We start from the raw sequence: 17,848 nt of genomic DNA on the forward strand, positions 1-17,848 counted from the left end.
CAGTCCCGCGTCCTCGACCCGACCGTGGAGAACCACCGTGAAGAACCTCAAGCGCGTCCCCCTGGCCGTCCGTCGGGCGGGCGTCACCGCTGCCGCCGCCGGGGCGGTCGTCCTGCTCGCCGGGCCCGCCCTCGCCGCGGGCGGGAGCCCGGCCGCGCCCTCCCCGTCCATCAGCGTTCCGCCGGCCGCCCCCTCCGCCGTCCCGTCGGCCGCTCCCTCGGCCGCCCCCGTCCCGTCGGTGAGCACCCCGCCCGCCGCGGGGTCGAGCGCCGAGCCCAGCGCGTCCCCGTCCGCGGGGACGAGCGTCAAGCCCAGCCCGGCCCCCGCCTCGCCGTCCGCCGCACCCGCCCCCTCGGAGGCGTCCGAGCTCGCGCATACTGGCTCCTCGGCGACCACCGTCGCCATGGGGGCAGGGGCCACCGGACTGATCCTCGCCGGAGCCGGAGCCCTGTACGCCGTGCGGCGCCGCACGAACAGCTGAGGAATTCCGTGCTCCACCTCGCACCACCCGTCGGCCCCCTCGCGCCCGGCTTCGGCCGGGCGTGGCGGGGCCTGTGGTCGTTGCTGCGCCGCGAGCGTTCCGCCCCGGCGGCCTCCCCGCGGTCGAACGGGTCCTCGTACGGGTCCTCGTACGGCCACGGGTACGAGTACGCGCACGACGCGGGCCACGGCGATCCGCAGCCGCCGACCGTCACCGAGCTCTACCACGCGCACCGGCTGCGGATGGTCCGGCTGGCGGTGCTGCTCGTCGACGACCTGGCCACCGCCGAGGACGTGGTCCAGGACGCCTTCACGGCCCTGTACCGCCGCCACGGGGAGCACATCACCGAGGTCGACAACGCGCTGGGCTACCTGCGGACGGCCGTCGTCAACACCGCGCGCTCCGTGCTGCGCCGCAGGCGGACCGTCCGGGCCTGGACCCCGCCGCCGGCGGTCGACGTGCCGTCGGCGGAGTCGTCCGTGGTCCTCGACGAGGCACATCGCGAAGTGCTGGCCGCGCTCGGCCGGTTGACGCCGCGCCGCCGGCAGGTCCTGGTGCTGCGCTACTGGGCCGACCTCAGCGAGGCGGAGATAGCGACCACCCTCGGCATCAGCCGGGGAGCGGTGAAGTCGAACGCGAGCCGTGGCCTGGACGCGCTGGAACGGATACTGGAGGGACGGATATGACGCCTACGACGCGCGACGGCGAACGCCCCGTCGAGCGCCGGCTGCGGCAGGCCCTCGGGGCGCGCGCCGACGGCATCGACCTCCGGCTGCTGCGCCCCGCGGATCCGCCCCGGCCCCAGGCCGGCCGCCTGCGGGTCGAACGGCTCAGGCGTTTCGCGGTGCCCCTCGGGGGCCTGGCGGCGGCTGCCGCCGCCGGGATCGGGTACCTGCTGCTCGCCCCGGATCCGGCTCCCGCCCCGGCGCCGCCCGCCACCCCGCCGAGGATCACGGCACCCGGCCCGTCGCCGGAGTTCCCGCACGCGCCCACACCCGCGCCGTCGCCGTCGCCGTCCACTCCGGGTCCGGACCGGTCGCCGAGCGCGAGCGTGAGCGCGGGGGCGAGCCCGAGCGCGATCCCGAGTCCGAGTCCGAGCCGGACGGTAAGCCCGGCGCCGCCGGCCTCCCCCTCGACGTCCGTGCCGGCGTCGCTCGTGCCCTCCGCCGCTCCGGGCTCGGGTTCGCGCTAGCCGGACACCGCTACGGGTGTCCGGCCGGCGCAGGGTCACAGCACTAGCCCCGGTCGGGCGCGCTCTGCAGGTTCTCCACCGCCGCGACCAGCGGGGCGAGCTCCGGCTTGCGGGCGGCCTCGTCCAGCGCCTCGCGCAGGGCGGAGTCGTTCGTGGGCCGGGCCGCCGCCAGCAGGGCCAGGCCGGCCTCGCTCACATCGGTGTAGATGCCCCGCCGGTCGGTGTCGCAGAGATAGCGGCTCAGCAGGCCGCGGTCCTCCAGCCTGCTGACCAGGCGCGTCGTCGCGCTCTGGCTGAGCACCACCGAGTCGGCGACCTGGTGCATCCGCAGGTGCCCGCCCGGTCCGTTGTGCTGGCGGCTCAGCACGTCCAGCAGCGAGTACTCGCGCACGCTGAGGCCGTGACCCGCCTGCAGCGCCCGCTCGATGTGCGCCTCGATCCGCCCGTGCAGGAGGGAGAGGGCGCACCAGCCCTGGGAAAGGGCGGTGAGTGCGCCGTCCGTGGCCGTCATGGGCTCCTCCTTGGTCCGTGTGCCCCCAGGATAGGCCACTTCCGCAATAGCCCGCGCTTGCAAATATCCCGCGTCTGCAATTAATGTGGACGCACGTAAGCGGCGGCAGCAACATGCGCCGCAAGCGCGCCGGCGGCCCGGCGCCGCACCCACCCCGCACCCCCTGAAGGGCACTCCCCTCATGCCACTCGCACTCCTCGCCCTCGCCATCGGGGCCTTCGGGATCGGCACCACAGAGTTCGTGATCATGGGCCTGCTCCCCGAGGTGGCCGCCGACTACGGCGTCTCGATCCCCACCGCGGGCTTCCTGGTCACCGGCTATGCCCTCGGTGTGGTCCTCGGCGCGCCGATCATGACCGTCCTCGGCACCCGCATCCCCCGCAAGCGCATGCTGATGCTGCTCATGGGCCTCTTCGTCGCGGGCAACGTGCTCTCCGCACTCGCCCCCGCCTTCGGCGTCATGCTCACCGGCCGCGTGGTCGCCTCCCTCGCCCACGGCGCCTTCTTCGGCATCGGCGCGGTCGTCGCCGCGGAACTCGTCGCCCCGGAGAAGAAGGCCGGAGCCATCGCCATGATGTTCACCGGCCTGACCGTGGCCAACGTCGTCGGCGTCCCGCTCGGCACCCTCGTCGGCCAGACCCTCGGCTGGCGCGTCACCTTCCTGATCGTCGCCGCGCTCGGCGTCCTCGGCCTGCTCGGCATCGCCAAGCTGGTACCCGAGCTGCCCCGGCCCGCCGGCGGCGTCCGGATCCGCAGCGAGCTGGCCGCCTTCCGCAACGTCCAGGTGCTGCTCGCGATGGGGATGACCGTCCTCGGCTTCGGCGGGGTCTTCGCCGCGATCACCTACATCACCCCGATGATGACCAACGTCGCCGGCTTCGCGGACTCCTCCGTCACCTGGCTCCTCGTCCTCCTCGGCCTCGGCATGGTCGCGGGCAACCTCATCGGTGGCCGCTTCGCCGACCGGGCGCTCATGCCGATGCTGTACGTGGCCCTGGGCGCGCTCACCCTCACCCTGGCCGCCTTCACCCTCACCGCCCACACCAAGGCCGGTGCCGCGGTCACCATCCTCCTCATCGGAGCCCTCGGCTTCGCGACCGTGCCGCCGCTCCAGAAGCGGGTCCTCGACCAGGCCGCCGGCGCGCCCACCCTGGCCTCCGCCGTGAACATCGGCGCCTTCAACCTCGGCAACGCCCTCGCCGCCTGGCTCGGCGGCCTCGTGATCGCCGCCGGCCTCGGCTGGACCGCCCCGAACTGGGTCGGCGCGGCGCTGGCCGCCTCCGCCCTCGTCCTCGCCCTCGTCTCCGGCGCACTGGAGCGCCGTACGGCATCCCGCCCGGCCGGCGCCGGCCGGGGCCGGGTCGTCGCCGCCGGAGCGCCCGCGGCCGTCCCCGTCCACCACTGATCCACGACCCCTCGTACGACACCTCAGGAGAACCCCCGCATGTCCAGCACCACCCGCACCACCCGCACCGCCGTCGTCCCGCTGACCACCGAGGACGCCGACCTGCTCGTCGCCGCCGCCCGGACCGCTGCCGAAGCGGCCGGGGCCACGGTCAGCGTCACCGTCCTCGACGCCGGCGGCCACCTGCTCGCCTTCCGGCGCGACGACCGGGCCGTGCTGATCTCCGGCGAGACCAGCACCCGCAAGGCCTACACCGCCCTCCAGCTGAACGCCCCCACCGCCGACCTCGTCGAGGCCGTCCGCCCCGACGGCCCCTTCCACACCCTGCCCACCGCCCTCGACCGGCCGCTGCTCTTCATCGCCGGCGGGCTCCCCGTCCACCGCGACGGCCGTCTCATCGGCGCCATCGGCGTCGGCGGCGCCGCCCCCGACCAGGACCACGGCTTCGCCGCCGCCGCGCTCGACGCCCTGGTCTGAGACCGCCGGGTCGCGCGCCCGTCTCCCCCGTGCCAGGTTGGTACGGGGGAGACGGGCGCATGATGCGAAATCCGAGGTTCCACGTGAGAGGCCACGTCATGGCGACGGCCACGGTCGCCGCACTGGTCACCCTTGCCGTCCCGGGCTGTACGGCCGCCTCCGACGAGCCCCGCGCCCCAGCCGCCCCGACGTCCGGCCCCGGTACCCCGGCCGGCACGGCGGCCCCCTCCCCGGAGCCCACCGAAGCCGCCCCCTCCCCGACGCGCTCCTACGCCCTGTCCACCGCCCCGCGCACCATCCCGGCCGTACGGGAACACATACCCGCCCGGGGCCCCGGCTGGAAGCCCGCCCCCGAGGCCCGCGTGGTCGTCGCGGCGGGTGACAAGGCGGCCCTGTCCGACGAGGGCAGACTGCTCGCCGGTGAACTGCGCATGGGATACACCGACTCGGAGGCGCCGCGCGCCGGAGACGTGGAACTCGCCCTGGGCGCCAAGGGATCGGGCCCCGCCGAGTCGTACACCCTCGACGTCAAGAACGGCCGCGTACGGATCGCAGGCCCCGACCAGGCCGGTGTCTTCTACGGCACCCGCACCCTCAAACAGGCCGTGCGGAGCGCCGGTTCGGCTCCCGAGGGCACCGTGCGCGACGGCCCGGCCAAGCCCCAGCGCGGGCTCAACCTCGACATAGCGCGCAAGCACTTCACCCCCGACTGGATCGAGGACCGGCTGCGCGAGATGGCCGACCTCAAGCTCAACCAGCTCGGCCTGCACTTCTCCGACGACCAGGCCTTCCGGATCGAGTCCGACAGCCACCCCGAGATCGTCTCCACCCCGCACCTCACCAAGGCCCAGGTGCGCTCCATCACCGCACTCGCCGCCCGCCTGCACATCACCGTCGTCCCCGAGATCGACTCGCCCGGACACCTCGGCGCGGTGCTGCGCGTCCACCCCGACCTGCAGCTGCGCGACGTGCAGGGCAAGGCGGTGAAGGGAGCGGTGGACATAGCGAACCCCGCTTCCGCCAAGCTCGTCGACGAACTGCTCCGCGAGTACCGGCCGCTGTTCCCCGGCGGGGCCTGGCACCTGGGCGCCGACGAGTACCAGGCGCTGGTGGTGCGCGACCCCGAAGCCTCCTTCCCGCAGCTCGCGAGCGCGGCGCGGCAGCGGTACGGCCCCACGGCTCGGGTGCAGGACCTGGCCACGGGCTGGCTCAACGACCGTGCGGACACGGTGCGGCCCTCGGGCAAGGCACTGAAGGCCTGGAACGACGGATTCTTCCGCGGCGGGGCCGCGACCGCGGCCAAGGACATCCAGGTCGAGTACTGGACCGGCAAGGAGATCGGCGCCCGCCCGCCGCTGGAGTACCTGCGCGAGGGCCGCAAGGTCGTGAACCTCAACGACGAGTACCTGTACTACGTGCTGGGCGAACCGAACGAGTTCACGTACCCCACCGGCCGGCGCATCTACGAGGAGTGGACCCCGCTGGTCCTGCGCGGCACCACCCCCGTCCCGGCGCAGTACGCGGACCAGATCCTGGGCGGACGCCTCGCCGTCTGGAGCGACCTGTCCGGAGCCCAGACCCAGGCCCAGGTGGCGGCGGGCATCCGGCTGCCGCTCGCCGCGCTCTCCCAGAAGGTGTGGGACTCCCGCCCGCCCCAACTGGCCTGGCCCGCCTTCAACACCCTGGCCGACCGGCTCCGGTAGGTCACGGAGGTCCGTGCTCCGCAACAACGTGATGCCGGGTCCGTGACGAACGACATCCGGCCATCGTCCTGGCCGAATCCCGCACGCTACGTTGACGCCACGCTTCGACGCGGCAGAGGGAGACGGCCATGCAGGTGGTACGCAACGGGAGACGGACTCGCAGGCAGGCGGCACTGGCCGCCCTCGCGGTGTGCGGGGTGCTCGCGCTCACGGCCTGCCAGGGAGGAGAGGACGGGACCGCGCCCGGAGCGCCCACGCCCAGCGTCCCGGCCGTGCCCTCCACCACGGCCTCGACGGCCGCGAAGCCCTCGGCCGCGGCCTCGGCGTCCAAGCCGGCCCCCAAGCCCACGGCGATCGCCACCGGCGCGAAGAAGCCCACGCCCCCGGCTCCCGCCGCCACGTGCGACCACAAGATGCCCATCGCCCCGGACCTGCTCTCCCTGCGCCGCTACACGCCGGAGGGCGGCTCCCACAACCTGATCATCCAGCACGGGAACTGGAGCTGCGGCAGCAAGGACACGGAGGGCGCCACCTTCGAGCCGGTGGGCAAGGAGACCTTCATCCCGATCGCGGAATCCGCCAAGATCACGGCCACCGCTCCGATCGTCACGGGCGTGGAGCCCAAGCCCGTCACCCTCCACGAGCTCATCTCCTGGGTGACCGCCCACCCCGACTCCGGCCTGCCCTTCCGCTACCACCTGGGCGCCGACGGAGCCATCGACACCCTGGACGAGATCTACCTGTCCGACTAGGGAGCGTCCGGTGCCTGCGGCCGCGCCGTGCGCTCACGACGCTGCCAGCGGCGGCGGACCCACCCGCCGAGCAGCGGCAGCGCCGTGACCACGGTCAGCATCCAGGCGGCGGCGAAAGCCCAGATCAGCGGCTGGGACACGGTGACCGACGCCGCGACGAGCAGCGCCACCGTCACCGCACCGAGCAGACAGGCCGCAGCGGTGCGGTGACGCAGATGCGCGGACCGCAGCAACCGGTCCAGCGACCGGTCGTTCTTGAGATGGGCTTCGATCGCCGAAAGGGCTCGCTGCTCGCGGTCCGAGAGTCCGGCTCCGTCCATGGCCACCTCCGTCGGCTGCCGCCGCCGGGCGCGGACCGCAGCCTCTGGCCTGCGAATACCCGGCCTGGCGCGGGCCAACCCCCGGAGGCGGTCGGGACTGACCCGGGCGGTCACCAGATGGAGCTGACCCACTCCGGGTGGTCGATGAACGGGTTGCGGTTGTGCTGGTAGGTGTCGAATATGACCTGGTTGCGGCGCTGCTCGAAGGCGTCCGGCGGATCCATCTGGTTCCACTGCTTCAGCAGGCTGATCTTGCCGAAGAGCGGGGCGGACCCGTTGTTGACCTTGTCGTTCATCTCCAGGTCGGCGAAGCCGTCACCGCCGTCGTAGCGCACCGCCATGTAGAGCAGCATGCGCGCCACGTCGCCCTTGACCGCGTCGCGCGGCTCGAAGGAGTCGGCGTCGGTGAAGCTGCCCGGGGCCTCGGCGACCGGGCTGCCGCCCTTGTCGAAGTCCTTGTTGCCGCGGGTGCTGTTGACCGTGACGTCCTCGGGGCGCAGGTGGTGCAGGTCGGTGCCCGGGCCGGTTGCGGTGCCGAAGTCGCCGTGGCTCTTGGCCCAGACGTGCTCGCGGTTCCAGTCGTTGACGCCGCCGCCGTTGGTGGACTTGGACTGGGAGCGGCCGGAGTAGACCAGGATGACGTTGTTGCTGTTGGCCGGGTCCTGGTCGGTCACCTTCAGCGCGTTCCACACGCCGTCGTAGCTCACCTTGGACTGGGTCTTGATGATGTCGTGCAGGGCGGTCTTCAGCGCGGCGCCGGTCTTGCCCTCGGCGGCCGCGTAGTAGGCGTCGACGGACGAGGCATAGGCGTCCACCGGGGTGGCGGCCGCGGCGGGGTGGGGGGCCGCCGTCCGCTGCTGGCCGGCGGAGGCCGCGGCGGGTACGGCGAACAGGGCGGCGGCCGCCAGGCCGGCCGCCCAGGGGGTCAGGCGCTGGATTCTCTTCACGTGGGGGTACCTCTCCACACGCACCGTCCCCGCCCGGGGAATTGGCGGGGTGTCAGGTGGCAGAGCGAGGCTCACATTGTCATGTGCCCTACAGGTAAAAACCATGTGTCCGGCGTGAGGACCTTGGTGTGTGCCCGGCCTGCGCCGCGGGCAGGGTAGCGGTGGCCCCGGCGGGGCCGAGCCGACCGTGAACAGCCCTGACGGGAGCAGCACATGGCAGCCAAGATCCTCATCGTGACCGGCGACGCGGCGGAGTCGCTGGAGGTCCTGTATCCGTACCAGCGCCTGCGCGAGGAGGGCTATGAGGTCCACATCGCGGCGCCGTCCGTGAAGAAGCTGCGGTTCGTGGTCCACGACTTCGAGGACGGCTTCGACACCTACACCGAGAAGCCCGGCTACACCTGGCCGGCCGACCTGGCCTTCGCCGACGTGGTCACGGACGACTACGCGGCCCTGGTCGTCCCGGGCGGGCGCGCGCCGGAGTACCTGCGCAACGATCCCGAGGTGCGGCGGATCCTGGAGGCCTTCGCGGGCTCCGACAAGCCCATCGCCCAGATCTGCCACGGGCCCCTGATCACCGCCGCGGCCGGGGGCCTGGCGGGCCGCCGGGTGACCGCGTATCCGGCGCTGGAGCTGGACATGAAGGCCGCGGGGGCCGAGTTCGAGGACTCCGAGACGGTCGTGGACGGCACGCTCGTCTCGGCGAGGGCCTGGCCCGACCACTCGCGCTGGATGCGGGAGTTCCTGACCGTGCTGCGGAGCAAGGCCCCCGTGACCTGATCGGACACCTGACCTGACCGCCCGGGCGCGAAGGGGAGGCTCCTCATTCCCTTGTGAAGTGTCGTGGCCGGGGACCGTCGGGGTGCGGGAGGTGTGCTGAGGTGGAAGCGTCAAACGACGCTTCCACCAAGGCAGTTGAAAGGACACCACCGTGACTGGACCCTTGGGTCGGCGCACGTTCATCGGCGCGGCAGCGGCACTCGGCGGCGCGGCGCTCGCAGGTCCGTTCGCCCCGATCGCCCAGGCCCGCCCCGCCGGGGCCGACGCGTCCGAGGCCTCCCGGCGGCCGGACACCCTCGCGACCCCGCCCGGCTTCCAGCCGGAGGGCATAGCCGTCTCCGGCCGCGGCGTGGCCTACACGGGCTCGCTGATCGACGGCTCGATCTACCGCGCCGACCTCGCCGACGGGACCGGCCGGATCCTCTCCCGCGGCCAGGGCCCGATGTCGGTCGGGCTCAAGCTCGACACCTACGGCAGGCTGCTCGTCGCGGGCGGTGCCAGTGGCCAGATCCGGGTGATCCACGCCGGCGACGGCCGGGTGCTGGCCACCCACCAGGCCGCGACCGGCACCACCTTCGTCAACGACGTCGTCGTCGGATGCGGCGGAGCCTGGTTCACCGACTCCTTCAACGACGTCCTGTACTTCCTGCCCGCCGGCCGCGAGCTCACCGGCGCCGGCGCCGCGCCGCGTGCCCTGCGACTCGGCGGCGAGTGGGCCCCGGTTCCGCCCGGCGGCCAGTACTGGGGCGCCAACGGCATCGAGCGGACCCCCGACGGCCGGGCCCTGCTGGTGGTGCACGACACCGCCGAGGCGCTGTACCGCGTCGACCCGCGCACCGGCGAAGCCACCCGCACCGTGCTCGACGGCGGGTCGGTGGGCAACGGCGACGGGCTCGTGGTCCACGGCCGCACGCTGTACGTCGTGCGCAACTGGGCCTACGCCGTCGACGTGTTCACCCTGAGCGGGGACGGCCGCCGGGCCCGGTTCCTGAAGCGGATCACCGACCCGCGCTTCGACGAGCCGACGACCGCGGCGGTGTACGGCGACCGGCTCTACGTCGTCAACGCCCGCTTCGACGCCGACTGGTCGGACCCGGCCACCGCCTCGACGATCGTCAGCTGCCCGCTGTGATGCCGGACGTGACCTGCGGGGCCGGCTCGTACTTGTAGTCGGCCGCGCCGAAGTTCTTCTTCACGGCGGCTTCCCAGGAGCCGTCCTCGACCATCTTCTTCAGCGCGGCGTTGATCTTGCGCTGGAGTTCCTTGTCGCCCTTCTTGACACCGATGCCGTAGCTCTCGCTGCTCAGGCTCAGCCCGACCAGCTTGAACTTGCCCTCGTTGCCCTTCCGGGCGGTGTACCCGGCCAGGATGGAGTTGTCGGTGGTCATGGCGTCGACCAGGCCGTCATTGAGGGCGACGAGGCAGTCCGAGTACCCCTCCGACTCCAGGAGGCTCGCCTTCGGGGCGAGGTTCTTCTTGACGTTCTCCGCCGAGGTGGAGCCGGTGACCGAGCAGAGCCGCTTGTTGTTGAGGTCCTCGGCCTTGGTGATGCTCGTGTCGCCGGCGCGGACCAGCAGGTCCTGGTGCGCGAGGAAGTACGGGCCGGCGAAGTCGACCTTTTCCTTGCGCTTGTCGCTGATCGAGTAGCTCGCCGCGACGAACTCCACCTCGTTGTACTGGAGCAGCAGCTCGCGGTCGTTGCTGTAGACCTGCGTGAAGTCGATCCGGTCGGGCTTGTAGCCCAGCTCCTTGGCCACGTAGGTGGCGACGTCCACGTCGAAGCCGGAGAAGGTGCCGTCGGCCTCGCGCATGCCGATGCCCGGCTGGTCGAACTTGATGCCGATCGAGAGCTTCCCCTTGGGCTCGTCGTCACCGTTGCACCCGGAGGTGGTGAGGACGAGGGCGATCACTGCGGCGACCGCTCCGGCCTGGGGAACCTTCATGCTGCACTCTTTCCTCGGAACGCGGGCCGCGCGCCGGGATCGCCGGGCGCGCGGGGAACCGCGGGGACGTGGGGGGACGTCGAGACACGTGTATGAGGAAGCTAGGAAGGGGACGGGCGCAGCGTCACTACATCTGAGGAAAACTTGAGGATAACGATCCGGAACGACCGCAGATCATGTGCTCGATCCGGGCGGGAACGGGAAAAAGGGGCGGGCATGGGGACTGATTCGGTACGGCTCGACGGTAATGCGCTGCACTTGGGCGAAGGGGTGCAGATCCGCTTCAAGCGGACACTGAGGCTGCCCGAAACGGGCACGCACGCGCTGCCCCCGGGGCTGGGGGAGTTCCCGCTCCGCAGGGTGGAGGACTACCCGGACACCGTGCCGCCGGAGTGGCTGGCGAAGGGCGGCGTGATGCTGCCCGTGTACCTGCGCGAGGCGATGTGGCTGAGCTTCGGCGGAAGCCGGGAGCCCGCCGCCCTCCAGGTCGGGGTCGGCAAGGTGTGCGCCGTCTCCGGCGAGCGCTGGACGGGCCGGCTGGCCCGCACCCCGCAGAACTACGTGGTGCTGCCCCGGCAGCCGTGGCTGGACGGGATCAACTCGGGCGACGGGACGGTGCGCCAGTTCGTCGCCGTACCGCTGGGGCTCGGTGCCACCGTCGAGGGCCAGGTGACCGGCGAGGAGACCACCGGCGGGGTGCAGCTTCAGGCGTTCCCGCTGGGGCCGGAGGCGCGGACCGAGTGGCGGCTGGCGGAGCAGGCGCGGACGCGGGGGCCGGGCGGAGGCGGCTACGGGGGCGCCGCACCGAAGCCGATGGCGGCGCCCGCGCCCGGTGCGGCCCCGCGGCGGGGCGGGCCGGGCGCGCCCGCGGCCCCGGCGATGGGGCTCGGCGTCGGCGGCACCATGCGCCAGGAGGTCTACCGGGACGAGCGCTCCCTCTCCGCCTGGGCGCCGGAGCCGGCCGCGCGGGTCTTCGTCCACCTCGTGACCCCGCCCGCGTGGCGCCGTATCACCGGGGAGGGCGCACCGCCCTCGCCGGTCGACCGGGCCGCCTACACCAAGGCCGGGCTGCCCTGGTTCGACCACTACGACGAGACCGCCGCCGACCTCGCCCCGGCCGAGGCCCTGGACGGGGTCAAGCCGGTGGGGGAGTGGCTCGGCGACGACCACGCCCCCTGGGCGGAGCCGGGCTCGGGCCAGGTCAAGCCGCTCGGCAACGCGCCGAGGCCGGGCAGGCCCGTACAGGACGGCTCCTGGTGACCGGACCGGGGTGACCGGGGCCGGCTCCGCCCAGGGCTCCGGCGAACTGGCCGGGAACGTACGGCCGTTCGGTCCTGGCGGGAGCCGCGTGGGAACATGTCCGGGCCATACCCGTTCAAAGGAGGGGGAGTTCGGTGACCGGTGTACGCAAGGGTCTGGCCAAGGTGGAGGTCGGGCTGCGGTGGGACCCCAGCCCCGCCGGCACGCCCGCGCACGACCTCGACATAGTGGCCGCGGTCTACGGCGCGGCGGACCTCCACGGGGCGCCCCTCCACCTGGTCCACTTCGGCAGCCGCTCGCCCGACGGCACCATCACCCTGAACCGGGACAGCCACACGGGCCAGGGCTTCGGCTTCGACGAGGTGATGACCCTCGAACTCGACCGGATGGCACCGGAGCTGCGCCGGGTGGTGGTCGGCGTGATCATCCAGGACACCGGCGGCGGCCCCCGGAAGACCTTCGCCGACATCCCCGGCACGGGGATCCGGATCCGCGAGGGGTACACGGACCTCGCCCAGGGCGGCTTCGAGTCCGTCCCGGAGGCCACCGCGGCCACGGTCGCGGAGTTCACCCGGGAGGACTCGGGCGTCTGGTCGCTCGACGCCCGCCTGCGCGGCTTCGACGCCGGCCCCGAGGAGTTCACCCGCACCATGGGCGCGCTTCGCTGACCGTGCCCACCGACGGGCCCCGGCGCTGTCCGCGGGTTCACGACCGTGACGGCGGCCCGCACGGACGGTCCGCACAGATCGGGCGGCGGCCGCTCCACGTGTGAGTGGCCGCCGCCCGGTCCGGGTGGCGCGCTGCCGCCGTCCCCACGAGGCAGCGCGGGCAGGTCGCCGTCAGGTCATCAGGACGGCGGCCCGCCGGTTCAGGGGGTCCCGGGTGCTGTCAGACCCAGGGAGGGGAGCATCACCGCGTCGACGAACCGCACCAGGTAGTCGGCGTCCGCGTACCGCCCCTCCAGCACCGGCCGGATGCGGAGCACGCCCATCAGCTGCGCGGGCAGGAACTCCACGGCCGGGTGGTCCGCGGCGATCTCGCCCCGGGCCACGGCCCGCTCCACCATCGCGTCGAACGCGGCCAGCTCCGGCTCGACCAGGGCCTCGCGCAGGGCGGCCTGGAGCTCCTCGTCGCTGAGCACGGCGTGCCCGAGGGCCTGGGCGAGCCGGGTGTCGCGGCCCGAGGTGCAGGCCGCGATCCGGGCCGCCTCGCGCAGGTCGCCCGCCAGCGAACCGGTGTCCACCGCGACCAGGGTGCCCTGCCGGTTCGCCCGCAGGGCGGCGGCGACGAGCTGGGGCTTGGTCTTCCACTGCCGGTACAGCGTGGATTTGCCGCAGCTCGCCCGGGCGGCGACGCCCTCCATGGTCAGGGCCTCGTAGCCGTGCTCGCGCAGCTGGTCCAGGACGGCCTCGTAGAACTCCTGCTCCCGCTCCGGGGTGATCTTGGAGCGGCGCGCGGTGATCGGCGTCGACGTCATGGGGTGCGGCTCTCCTCGGGGGCGCCTTGGCGGCAGGTTCGAGTACGAGTGTAGGGGAACGCGAGCGTATCGGTACACGGTCGTATCGATACGCGAATGTATCGATACACTGGCGTGTCGATGTGCGCGTAGAGAGAAGAGAGACCGGGGGATGACCTCCCAGACCACACCTGCCGATCCGGCAGCCGGACGGAGAGCCGCGCGCCGCCGCCTCATACGCGAGCTGCTGCTCGTGGCGGGCCTGTTCACCGTCTACAAGGCCGGCCGGATGCTCTCCACCGGACGCACGGACGAGGCCTTCCGCAACGCCGCGCGGATCTGGGACGCCGAGCGCGCCCTGCACCTGCCCGGCGAGGGGGCGGTGCAGCGGATGCTGATGCACGGGGACGCCCTCGTGCACGTCGCGAACACCTACTACGCGGCCGTCCACTTCCCGGCGACCGCGCTCTTCCTGGTCTGGCTCTACCTGCGCCGCCCCGGCCACTACCTGTGGACCCGGCGGGTGCTCGCCGTCCTCACCGGAGCCGCCCTCGCCCTGCACCTCGCCTTCCCGCTCGCGCCCCCGCGGATGCTCGGCGACGCGGACCTGATCGACACCGGCCAGGTCTACGGACCCACCGTCTACGGGGCCGCGCCGGCCACCGACACCATGGCCAACCAGTTCGCCGCGATGCCCTCGCTGCACTTCGGCTGGGCCCTGATGCTCGCACTCGGCATGATCGCCGCCACCCGGTCCAGGTGGCGCGCGCTGTGGCTGCTGCACCCCCTGCTGACCCTGCTGGTGGTCGTGGGCACGGCCAACCACTACTGGCTCGACGCGATCGTGGCGACCGTCCTGCTCGGGGCGGCCCTGCTGCTGATCCCGCGGCCGGTCCCGAACGACACCGACGCCGGCCCCGACGCCGACGTGGAGACCGACGCGGGTGCCGCCGTACGGGACCTGCCCCGCCCGCGGCGCGCCGCCGAGCCCGTCGAGGCCGGGCGATGAACGCCACCGCGCTCGCCGTCTGCCTCTGCCTCGCCTCGGCCGTCGCCTACGCGTCCGCCGCCGTCGCCCAGGAGCGCCTCGCCCGGGCCGCCGTCGCCCGCAGCGCCAAGGCCCTGCTCGGCAACAGCGCATGGTGGTGGTCGGCCGGGCTGAACGCGGCCGCCGCGCTCCTGCACGCCGCCGCTCTGCGGTACGGGCCGCTCACCCTGGTCCAGCCGCTCGGCGCGCTCACCCTCGTGGCCGCCGTCCCGCTGGGCGCGCGCCGAGCCGGGCGCCGGGTGGCGGCCACCGAGTGGCGGGGCACCCTGGCCACCGTCGCGGGGCTGGGCCTGCTGCTGCTCCCCGCCTCGGGACCGGCCCCCGACGACACCCTCACCCTGGCCGAGGCCCTCGCCGTCTCCGGGGCCACGATCGCCGTCATCCTGATGCTGACCGCGGTCAAGGACCCCCGGTCGGGGCTGCGCCACGCCACCGCCTCCGGGCTGGCCTCCGCGGCCGCCTCCGCCCTGACCCAGACCGTGGCCGTGGCCGGTGGCCGCGGCGGATCCCTGCTCAGCGTCCGGGTCATCGCGGTGGCGCTGCTCGTCGTGGTGTTCGCGGTCGGCGGGCTGCTCCTGTCGCAGCGGGCCTACCGCGGCGGGCTCGGCGCCCCCCTCGCCGTGGTGAACCTGGCCAACCCGCTCGCCGCGGCCGCCATCGGCATGGTCCTGCTCGGCGAACGACTCCAGGGCGGCGCACTGGGCGTCCTGCTGGCGGTGGCCGGAGCCGCCGCGGCGGCGCGCGGGGTCCTGCTGCTGACCCGCACCCCGCCCGCCGCCGCGACCCCCGGGGTCGTCGGGCCCGCGCGGACCCCCGGCGGCCTCGCCCTGGCGCGGTCCGCCCACCGCCGCTGAGCGGCCGGAGAACCGTTCGCGCCCCGGCCGCGTCCTCCCCGGTGAAACACCGGACCACCGAAACGGAGTGAACGGGCATGGGGATCGTCGGCTGGATCATCCTGGGACTGCTGGCCGGAGGCATCGCCAAGGTCCTGCTGCCCGGCCGGGACCCGGGCGGTCTGATCGGAACCACCCTCATCGGCGTCGCCGGCGCCTTCATCGGCGGCTGGCTCTCGGCGAAGTTCCTCGACCGGCCGATCCAGACCCAGTTCTTCGACCTCGCCACCTGGGGCTCCGCGATCGCGGGCTCGCTGGTCCTGCTCATCGGCTACCGGATCCTGTTCGGCAACTCCCGCGACTGACCCGGGCCCGCCGGCGCCGCCGAGCCGCCGATTACGCTGGCCGCACGGCGCGACGTACGAGCGAGAACGAGCAGCGAGGAAGTTTCAGCGACATGAGCGTCACCCCAGTGCCCACGGCCGACATGTACGACGAGCACGGCGAGGACCTCGGCATCTGTGCCACGCAGTTCCGGCAGCTGGGCGGCCGCCGGCTGTTCGCAGGCCCGGTGCGGACCCTCTCCTGCCACGAGGACAACGCGCTGCTGCGCGAACTCGTCCACGGGCCGGGCGGGGGCGCCGTCCTCGTCGTGGACGGCGGCGGTTCGCTGCGCACCGCCCTGGTGGGCGACCTCCTCGCGGGCGCGGCCGAGCGCAACGGCTGGGCGGGCCTGATCATCAACGGCGCGGTCCGCGACAGCGTGGCCCTGGGCGGGCTCGACCTCGGCATCAAGGCACTGGGCACGGTTCCCCGTAAGAGCGGGAAGACCGGCGCGGGCGAGGTGGACGTGCCCGTCACGATCGGCGGCACCACCTTCCGACCCGGGGACACGGTCCACGCGGACGACGACGGCATCGTGGTCCTGCCGGCCTGATCCTGAGCCGGCCCCTTCGGCCGTACGCCGCCGGGCCGGGCCGCGGGGGCGAGATCCGGCCACATTCCGCACACCGGCCCTGGCGCGGTCCCGGCGGGCCGGGTTTCACTGCGGGCCCATGAGACGACACAGGATCATGGGCGTGCTCGGCGCGATCGCGCTGGCCGCCGCCACCGTCGCCGGCGCGGGACCCGCGTACGCCACGACCGTGCCCGCCACGACCGCGTACCCCGCGGCCGTGCCCGCCGCGGCCGCGCCCGCGGGTGAGCCGCCCGCCGAGTTCGGCACCGACTGGCACGACCCCCTCACCGTCGCGCCGCCCGTCACCCGGCCCGCGACCCGGTCCTGCGAGGTGACCCTCGCCGAGGCGCAGTTCCGCGACTTCACCCCGTACCGGGGCGGCTACGCGCCGCCCCGCGGCTGCGGCACCGGCCACTGGGCCAAGGTGGTGCTCCGCCTCGACGGCAAGGTCAAGGGCCGCCAGTACGACCGGCTCGGGTACCTCTCCCTCGGCGGCGTCGAGATCCTGCGCACCTCCACCCCGCAGCCCTCGCCCGACGGCATCACCTGGTCCGTGGAGAAGGACGTCACCCGCTACCGGGACACCCTCACCCGCCCCCAGCCCGTCGAGATGCTCATCGGCAACGTCGTCAACGACACCTACACCGGCGTCATCGACGTCAAGGTCACCCTCACCTTCTACGCGGCCGAGCGCGGTACCGTGACCCCCGACACCCCCGACCGCGTCCTCCCGCTCACCTCGCCGGCCGTCACCACCCCGCGCAACACCGAGCGCCTCCTCGCCGAGGTCTACGCGACGGGCTCGGGCGGCGGCTGCGAGGAGTACTGGTACATGACCACCCCGGACGCGGCCCCGTACTCCTGCAAGGCCGCCGACGGCCCCCACCGCGAGGTCCGCATCTCCGTGGACGGCGCGCTCGCGGGCATCGCCGCGCCCTTCCCCACCGTCTGGACCGGCGGCTGGTCCAACCCCTTCCTCTGGTACGTCACTCCCGGCCCGCGCGCCTTCGACGTGCAGCCCCTCCTCTACGACCTGACCCCCTACGCCGCCCTGCTCAACGACGGGCGCCCGCACCGGATCGAGGTGTCCGTGGCCGGGGTGCCGGCCGGGCAGAGCGGCTGGAGCACCCCCACCAATCTGCTGCTCTGGCAGGACGAGGCCCGCGAGGTCGTCACCGGCGCGCTGACCCGGCACGAGCAGAGCGATCCGGCCAACTCCTCCCGCTGGACGCCCGCCACACCCGGCACGCCCGGAGCCGAGCACCGCCTGGACACCGAGGGCGCCCACCGGCTGACCGTCGCCGGGCACCTGGACACCTCCCACGGCCGGGTCACCACCACCGTCACCCGCGCCGTGCGGGGCACCTCCGTACACCGCTGGACCGACGGCGAGAACCGCGACGCGCTCACCGCCACCTGGACCGACGAGGAGACCGTGACCCGCGGGGCCAACGCCACCCGCACCGCGCGCACGTACACGATGGACGGCGAGACCACCCTCGGCGCCGGCGACCGGCTGCGCACCGTCCTCTCCCTCGGCGACCGCGCGGACACCGTCACCCTGCGCGGCGGCCGGACCGTCGACGTCTCCCGGCTCGACGACCGGTACACGGGCGACGCCACCTACACCGCGAACGTCCCGCGCGACCAGCGGCACGCGGTCGCCACCACCACGGCCCGCCACCGGCTGTACGGGTCCGGGGCGCCGGGCGGCTGCCACGACCGCACGGTGACCACCGTCCAGGGCACGGTGACCGAGGACCGGCGCCGCTGCTGAATCCG

The 17,848-nt window shown here is 73.6% G+C and carries 21 protein-coding genes; 16 read left to right on the top strand and 5 right to left on the bottom strand.

The window, feature by feature from the left end:
- Positions 1-37 precede the first annotated feature (37 nt).
- Genes ACFWBN_RS10960 through ACFWBN_RS10970 form a run of 3 tightly spaced genes read left to right on the top strand, consistent with a single transcriptional unit; the run spans position 38 to position 1,673 of the window.
- Positions 38-481, top strand: coding sequence for an LPXTG cell wall anchor domain-containing protein (locus ACFWBN_RS10960; RefSeq protein ID WP_385173939.1), 444 nt, complete (start codon positions 38-40; stop codon positions 479-481).
- An 8-nt stretch (positions 482-489) separates the two neighbouring features.
- Entirely contained in the window at positions 490-1,167 is a 678-nt protein-coding gene (locus tag ACFWBN_RS10965) for an RNA polymerase sigma factor (RefSeq protein ID WP_385173942.1), read from the top strand.
- A complete protein-coding gene (locus tag ACFWBN_RS10970) occupies positions 1,164-1,673 on the top strand; it encodes a hypothetical protein (RefSeq protein WP_385173945.1) in 510 nt (169 codons plus the stop codon). The genes ACFWBN_RS10965 and ACFWBN_RS10970 overlap by 4 nt, the downstream gene beginning before the upstream one ends.
- Positions 1,674-1,716: 43 nt before the next feature.
- Here the strand turns inward: ACFWBN_RS10970 and ACFWBN_RS10975 are convergent, their stop codons facing one another.
- Positions 1,717-2,184 carry a MarR family winged helix-turn-helix transcriptional regulator gene (locus ACFWBN_RS10975; RefSeq protein ID WP_385173948.1) on the bottom strand — a complete coding sequence of 156 codons (468 nt, stop codon included), beginning with the start codon at positions 2,182-2,184 and terminating at the stop codon, positions 1,717-1,719.
- A gap of 181 nt (positions 2,185-2,365) precedes the next feature.
- Here ACFWBN_RS10975 and ACFWBN_RS10980 point away from each other — a divergent pair, with 181 nt between their 5' ends.
- The 4 genes from ACFWBN_RS10980 (at position 2,366) to ACFWBN_RS10995 (ending at position 6,521) form a co-directional block, all read left to right on the top strand.
- A complete protein-coding gene (locus ACFWBN_RS10980; RefSeq protein WP_385173951.1) occupies positions 2,366-3,589 on the top strand; it encodes an MFS transporter in 1,224 nt (407 codons plus the stop codon).
- Between the two features lie 39 nt (positions 3,590-3,628).
- The gene (locus ACFWBN_RS10985; RefSeq protein ID WP_385173954.1) at positions 3,629-4,066 is read left to right on the top strand and encodes a heme-binding protein; all 438 of its coding nucleotides are present in this window, start codon (positions 3,629-3,631) and stop codon (positions 4,064-4,066) included.
- Between the two features lie 98 nt (positions 4,067-4,164).
- Entirely contained in the window at positions 4,165-5,769 is a 1,605-nt protein-coding gene (locus ACFWBN_RS10990; RefSeq protein ID WP_385173957.1) for a family 20 glycosylhydrolase, read from the top strand.
- 128 nt (positions 5,770-5,897) lie between these two features.
- Entirely contained in the window at positions 5,898-6,521 is a 624-nt protein-coding gene (locus ACFWBN_RS10995) for a hypothetical protein (protein ID WP_385173960.1), read from the top strand.
- Here the strand turns inward: ACFWBN_RS10995 and ACFWBN_RS11000 are convergent.
- Positions 6,518-6,841: a DUF3040 domain-containing protein gene (locus ACFWBN_RS11000; protein WP_385173962.1), complete on the bottom strand. Its 324-nt coding sequence runs from the start codon at positions 6,839-6,841 to the stop codon at positions 6,518-6,520. The genes ACFWBN_RS10995 and ACFWBN_RS11000 overlap by 4 nt on opposite strands.
- A gap of 110 nt (positions 6,842-6,951) precedes the next feature.
- A complete protein-coding gene (locus tag ACFWBN_RS11005) occupies positions 6,952-7,788 on the bottom strand; it encodes an endonuclease I family protein (protein ID WP_385173965.1) in 837 nt (278 codons plus the stop codon).
- Positions 7,789-8,001: 213 nt separating this feature from the next.
- Here ACFWBN_RS11005 and ACFWBN_RS11010 point away from each other — a divergent pair, with 213 nt between their 5' ends.
- Both ACFWBN_RS11010 and ACFWBN_RS11015 read left to right on the top strand, forming a co-directional pair.
- A complete protein-coding gene (locus ACFWBN_RS11010) occupies positions 8,002-8,568 on the top strand; it encodes a DJ-1/PfpI family protein (protein ID WP_385173968.1) in 567 nt (188 codons plus the stop codon).
- A 151-nt stretch (positions 8,569-8,719) separates the two neighbouring features.
- The gene (locus ACFWBN_RS11015; protein ID WP_385173971.1) at positions 8,720-9,700 is read left to right on the top strand and encodes an SMP-30/gluconolactonase/LRE family protein; all 981 of its coding nucleotides are present in this window, start codon (positions 8,720-8,722) and stop codon (positions 9,698-9,700) included.
- Here ACFWBN_RS11015 and ACFWBN_RS11020 read toward each other — a convergent pair.
- Positions 9,684-10,511, bottom strand: a complete 828-nt coding sequence (locus ACFWBN_RS11020; RefSeq protein ID WP_385173974.1) for a glutamate ABC transporter substrate-binding protein — start codon at positions 10,509-10,511, stop codon at positions 9,684-9,686. The two genes, ACFWBN_RS11015 and ACFWBN_RS11020, sit on opposite strands and share 17 nt — an antisense overlap.
- Positions 10,512-10,727: 216 nt before the next feature.
- On the opposite strand from ACFWBN_RS11020, the gene ACFWBN_RS11025 reads away from it, so the two are divergent.
- Both ACFWBN_RS11025 and ACFWBN_RS11030 read left to right on the top strand, forming a co-directional pair.
- A complete protein-coding gene (locus ACFWBN_RS11025) occupies positions 10,728-11,771 on the top strand; it encodes a hypothetical protein (protein ID WP_385173977.1) in 1,044 nt (347 codons plus the stop codon).
- 134 nt (positions 11,772-11,905) lie between these two features.
- Entirely contained in the window at positions 11,906-12,439 is a 534-nt protein-coding gene (locus tag ACFWBN_RS11030; protein WP_385173980.1) for a TerD family protein, read from the top strand.
- A gap of 200 nt (positions 12,440-12,639) precedes the next feature.
- Here the strand turns inward: ACFWBN_RS11030 and ACFWBN_RS11035 are convergent, their stop codons facing one another.
- Positions 12,640-13,248: a TetR/AcrR family transcriptional regulator gene (locus ACFWBN_RS11035; RefSeq protein ID WP_385173983.1), complete on the bottom strand. Its 609-nt coding sequence runs from the start codon at positions 13,246-13,248 to the stop codon at positions 12,640-12,642.
- A 151-nt stretch (positions 13,249-13,399) separates the two neighbouring features.
- On the opposite strand from ACFWBN_RS11035, the gene ACFWBN_RS11040 reads away from it, so the two are divergent.
- The 5 genes from ACFWBN_RS11040 to ACFWBN_RS11060 all read left to right on the top strand — a co-directional run bounded on the left by ACFWBN_RS11040 (position 13,400) and on the right by ACFWBN_RS11060 (position 17,843).
- Positions 13,400-14,236: a phosphatase PAP2 family protein gene (locus ACFWBN_RS11040; protein ID WP_385173986.1), complete on the top strand. Its 837-nt coding sequence runs from the start codon at positions 13,400-13,402 to the stop codon at positions 14,234-14,236.
- Positions 14,233-15,129: a hypothetical protein gene (locus ACFWBN_RS11045; RefSeq protein WP_385173989.1), complete on the top strand. Its 897-nt coding sequence runs from the start codon at positions 14,233-14,235 to the stop codon at positions 15,127-15,129. The genes ACFWBN_RS11040 and ACFWBN_RS11045 overlap by 4 nt, the downstream gene beginning before the upstream one ends.
- Positions 15,130-15,206: 77 nt before the next feature.
- Positions 15,207-15,473, top strand: a complete 267-nt coding sequence (locus ACFWBN_RS11050) for a GlsB/YeaQ/YmgE family stress response membrane protein (protein WP_385173992.1) — start codon at positions 15,207-15,209, stop codon at positions 15,471-15,473.
- A 92-nt stretch (positions 15,474-15,565) separates the two neighbouring features.
- Positions 15,566-16,045, top strand: a complete 480-nt coding sequence (gene rraA / locus ACFWBN_RS11055) for a ribonuclease E activity regulator RraA (protein WP_385173995.1) — start codon at positions 15,566-15,568, stop codon at positions 16,043-16,045.
- 118 nt (positions 16,046-16,163) lie between these two features.
- A complete protein-coding gene (locus tag ACFWBN_RS11060) occupies positions 16,164-17,843 on the top strand; it encodes a peptide-N4-asparagine amidase (RefSeq protein WP_385173998.1) in 1,680 nt (559 codons plus the stop codon).
- Positions 17,844-17,848 lie beyond the last annotated feature (5 nt).

It is taken from the genome of Streptomyces sp. NPDC059989 (assembly GCF_042736975.1).
Classification (GTDB): Bacteria; Actinomycetota; Actinomycetes; order Streptomycetales; family Streptomycetaceae; genus Streptomyces.

Excerpts from the sequence above, each read along its gene's own strand:
- ACFWBN_RS10970 (WP_385173945.1), top strand. The coding sequence starts at position 1,164 with ATGACGCCTACGACGCGCGACGGCGAACGCCCCGTCGAGCGCCGGCTG.
- ACFWBN_RS10975 (WP_385173948.1), bottom strand. The coding sequence starts at position 2,184 with ATGACGGCCACGGACGGCGCACTCACCGCCCTTTCCCAGGGCTGGTGC.
- ACFWBN_RS10980 (WP_385173951.1), top strand. The coding sequence starts at position 2,366 with ATGCCACTCGCACTCCTCGCCCTCGCCATCGGGGCCTTCGGGATCGGC.
- ACFWBN_RS10985 (WP_385173954.1), top strand. The coding sequence starts at position 3,629 with ATGTCCAGCACCACCCGCACCACCCGCACCGCCGTCGTCCCGCTGACC.
- ACFWBN_RS10990 (WP_385173957.1), top strand. The coding sequence starts at position 4,165 with ATGGCGACGGCCACGGTCGCCGCACTGGTCACCCTTGCCGTCCCGGGC.
- ACFWBN_RS10995 (WP_385173960.1), top strand. The coding sequence starts at position 5,898 with ATGCAGGTGGTACGCAACGGGAGACGGACTCGCAGGCAGGCGGCACTG.
- ACFWBN_RS11000 (WP_385173962.1), bottom strand. The coding sequence starts at position 6,841 with ATGGACGGAGCCGGACTCTCGGACCGCGAGCAGCGAGCCCTTTCGGCG.
- ACFWBN_RS11010 (WP_385173968.1), top strand. The coding sequence starts at position 8,002 with ATGGCAGCCAAGATCCTCATCGTGACCGGCGACGCGGCGGAGTCGCTG.
- ACFWBN_RS11020 (WP_385173974.1), bottom strand. The coding sequence starts at position 10,511 with ATGAAGGTTCCCCAGGCCGGAGCGGTCGCCGCAGTGATCGCCCTCGTC.
- ACFWBN_RS11025 (WP_385173977.1), top strand. The coding sequence starts at position 10,728 with ATGGGGACTGATTCGGTACGGCTCGACGGTAATGCGCTGCACTTGGGC.
- ACFWBN_RS11035 (WP_385173983.1), bottom strand. The coding sequence starts at position 13,248 with ATGACGTCGACGCCGATCACCGCGCGCCGCTCCAAGATCACCCCGGAG.
- ACFWBN_RS11040 (WP_385173986.1), top strand. The coding sequence starts at position 13,400 with ATGACCTCCCAGACCACACCTGCCGATCCGGCAGCCGGACGGAGAGCC.
- ACFWBN_RS11045 (WP_385173989.1), top strand. The coding sequence starts at position 14,233 with ATGAACGCCACCGCGCTCGCCGTCTGCCTCTGCCTCGCCTCGGCCGTC.
- ACFWBN_RS11050 (WP_385173992.1), top strand. The coding sequence starts at position 15,207 with ATGGGGATCGTCGGCTGGATCATCCTGGGACTGCTGGCCGGAGGCATC.
- rraA (WP_385173995.1), top strand. The coding sequence starts at position 15,566 with ATGAGCGTCACCCCAGTGCCCACGGCCGACATGTACGACGAGCACGGC.
- ACFWBN_RS11060 (WP_385173998.1), top strand. The coding sequence starts at position 16,164 with ATGAGACGACACAGGATCATGGGCGTGCTCGGCGCGATCGCGCTGGCC.